5 protein-coding genes are annotated in these 2,957 nt (G+C 33.2%); all 5 read right to left on the reverse strand.

Going from position 1 to position 2,957, the window contains the following annotated elements; genetic code table 11:
* Positions 1 to 97: 97 nt before the first annotated feature.
* Complete coding sequence (locus JWG40_RS06410) at positions 98 to 487, reverse strand: HEPN domain-containing protein (RefSeq protein ID WP_205285028.1); 390 nt, start codon at positions 485 to 487, stop codon at positions 98 to 100.
* Positions 477 to 785, reverse strand: a complete 309-nt coding sequence (locus JWG40_RS06415) for a nucleotidyltransferase domain-containing protein (RefSeq protein ID WP_002977474.1) — start codon at positions 783 to 785, stop codon at positions 477 to 479. The genes JWG40_RS06410 and JWG40_RS06415 overlap by 11 nt, the downstream gene beginning before the upstream one ends.
* A 276-nt stretch (positions 786 to 1,061) precedes the next feature.
* The gene (locus JWG40_RS06420) at positions 1,062 to 1,922 is read right to left on the reverse strand and encodes a DUF4238 domain-containing protein (RefSeq protein ID WP_205285029.1); all 861 of its coding nucleotides are present in this window, start codon (positions 1,920 to 1,922) and stop codon (positions 1,062 to 1,064) included.
* 191 nt (positions 1,923 to 2,113) lie between these two features.
* The gene (locus tag JWG40_RS06425) at positions 2,114 to 2,539 is read right to left on the reverse strand and encodes a type II toxin-antitoxin system VapC family toxin (RefSeq protein WP_205285030.1); all 426 of its coding nucleotides are present in this window, start codon (positions 2,537 to 2,539) and stop codon (positions 2,114 to 2,116) included.
* A complete protein-coding gene (locus JWG40_RS06430; RefSeq protein ID WP_015683117.1) occupies positions 2,536 to 2,781 on the reverse strand; it encodes a ribbon-helix-helix protein, CopG family in 246 nt (81 codons plus the stop codon). The genes JWG40_RS06425 and JWG40_RS06430 overlap by 4 nt, the downstream gene beginning before the upstream one ends.
* Positions 2,782 to 2,957: the final 176 nt, after the last annotated feature.

Here is a 2,957-nt window from a genome sequence, read left to right on the forward strand (position 1 = left end):
CGAGTGACAGAAGGGAAATGTGGCGCAGCCCAAGCGAGGCCTTGTGCCGAAGCGCAGCGTTTCCATGCTGTTATGCGTAGTTGACCACTTATAAAATTTATTTTTTTATTAAATTACTAGCCCAACTAAAAACAAGTTCAGCTAATTCAATTGCCTTTTCATATTCAGTATTAAGAATTTCTTCATAATCACCCGGATATCTAGTAGAGACGGCATAATCTGTTAAAATTGCAAGTTCATCAAAGAAACTAGGTTTTTCAATTCGATCTGGTAATGAAAGCATTAGAGTCTTAATATTGTGAGTAAATAGAAATTCTACATTCTCTTTTATCAAGACAGCTTTTAAAGATTTTTCAGCAGTTTGTTGAGCATGAAAACAAAGTTGATTTAGTAAAATATCATTTTTATCCCCAAGTTTTGCCAGAAGTAAGTCGCTTTTTGCATGAATAAGCCAAGCTACTGGAGAACCTGGGTCATCATGCAGCATAGAGTTCTAAACCATCTTTAAGGGCATGAAAATAAATTAAATGTCGGATATTAGAATATTTTTCGAGAGTTTCGGGAGTAGCCACAACAATATCAAATGAGATTTTGATATTATCTACATTTTTATAAAGATACTGTGCAATTTCCCTTTTATTAGTGCCGTTAGGCATAATGATTAGAAGATCATAATCACTATTCTTTCCTGCAGTTCTAGTTGCTCTTGATCCAAAAAGGATAATTTTTAATGGATTTACGAGAGAAATGATTTGGGTTTTTAAAATTTCTAACTCTTTTTCCATAGGCAAAAGATATGGCAATTTATGAAAAAATCAAGCAAGAATAACTGATTAAAATAGCCTTATTTCACTAAATAAATTCAAAGTGTTACCCATGTCCTGAGGCATACATTGGTCAATTACGCATAACGAAGTAGGGGAGACGACGTTCCTCGTAGCTGAGCCTACGTAGTAGGCGTTAGCGTCGGCGCGCCTTCTTGCGGAGCGAGAAGCGTGACGGAGAGGAATGTGGCGTAGCCCAAGCGAGGCCTTGTGCCGAAGCGAAGCGTTTCCCCGATGTTATACGCTGTCACTTGGTAAGTATTTTATTAATTTTTCTAATTGTTCTTTATTGGTTCCGTATATTATTTCACTTGCATTTCTTGCTATATTTTGATTTATTTTCCGAATTGATGTTCTGTCTTTAACTCTTCGGAAATACATTTTAGAGTTATTTCCAATAAAAGTTATTAATATTTTAGAAGTAAGTGGCATACTAAGTTCTGTAGTATGGTAAATGATGCCGTTTGGTCCGAATTCATTTGCCCTTATAAGAGGGTTATCTGAATTTATAAAATTAGTTTTATCATTTTCAATGATAGTGAAGTAAATATCTTTCTTTATTATATAATCTATAAAGCTTTTGTTATCAAATTTATTTCCTATTCCAATTAACATAGTAATTAATTCGTTTTGAAGAAACTTTGAATTCATAAATTCACTTACCTTAGATCTTGAATTTTCCTTTAATAACTCCTTTTCAAATGAATTTTTTAATTCTGATATGAAACTTTTTGTCCTTTTCCAATGCCAAAAAGTAAATGCTGACAAAAAAAGCCTTTCCGATTCAATACCATTGGATACTAATTTTTTTATATCTATTTTTAAAAGATCGGTTTCATACTTTTTTTTAAATTGTTTTAATGGATTTTCTAAAAACTTAGAAAAGAAAGTTTCTAACTCATTATTTTCTTGAGATTCAATGTCATATTGAGTATAGAAATTCCGTTCCCATAGTATATTTACTGGTGACTTCTTTTTCACTCCATTGCCTTTCTTATAATACCAAAGATAAGGTTCAATTTTATCTAATTTGAGTGAAATTGGATCTAAGAATCCATTTAATAGAGAAACTGGTATATAATGCTGTTTTTGAGACATTTAGTGATAGCGTATAACGAACTAGGGGAGACGACGTTTCTCGTAGCTGAGCCTCCGGAGGAGGCGTTAGCGTCGGCGCGAATCTTGCGGATGCAAGAGGCGTGACGGAGAGGAATGTGGCGTAGCCCGAACGAGGCCGTGAGTGCCGAAGTGAAGCGTTTCCCCGCTGTTATACGAAGTTTGTGCTTTAATTAGTTTTTTATCATGCTTTCGTTGATGATTTTTAAAGATTTTCCTTTTCTTGATTTATAAAACCGAAAATCGCTATCTAAAGTGAAAATATTCTGAATTTCATAAGTTTCGGAAATAGTCATAAGTGAGGCATCAGCAAAATCCATTGGTCGATCAGCATATTTGTCCATAAAAAACAGAATCGAACTAAATTGCTCATTATCCTGATTTAATATTGAAATTGCATTGTTATCAATCCATTCAATAAAGGCTTTTTGTATTCTTTTGTTATCAGATAATAAATAAGATACTTCAGTAACTACTGCAAGTGATGTATATAATCTGCCTTTAAAGTTTTTAAGAAAAGACCTGCATTGTAAGCAATAATTATCAGATTCGTCGAAGAATGCAACAATAGGCCCAGTATCAATAATTGCTTTAATCATTTATGTTTTTTGTTTAAAGCATCTTTTATGTACTTCTGATGGTTTATAGATTTATCGGAGATCCCACTTTTATATAAACCAAAATATTTTTCACCTAATTCATAGGCGGAAGGTTGCTTAGCAAAATTATCAATGTAGTAAACTAAAGATTCTTTAATTACTTCTGATTTGCTTTTGTTCTCAATTTTAGCAACTTCTGAAAGTTTTTTTTCTAGTTCTTCTGGTAATCTTAAACTAATCATATTGACTCTGTAATACAAGCGTATTACATTTTCTTTGGCTTGTCAATTGTTTCTTTCCTGGTTTTCTAATTTAGCACAACAAATTTGCACAAATTTCGTATAACGAATTAGGCTTACCGACGTTTCGTGTAGCTGAGCCTCTAGAAGAGGCGTTAGCGTGACACGAAATGTGCCTT

Source organism: Leptospira abararensis (assembly GCF_016918735.1).
Lineage (GTDB): Bacteria > Spirochaetota > Leptospiria > Leptospirales > Leptospiraceae > Leptospira_A > Leptospira_A abararensis.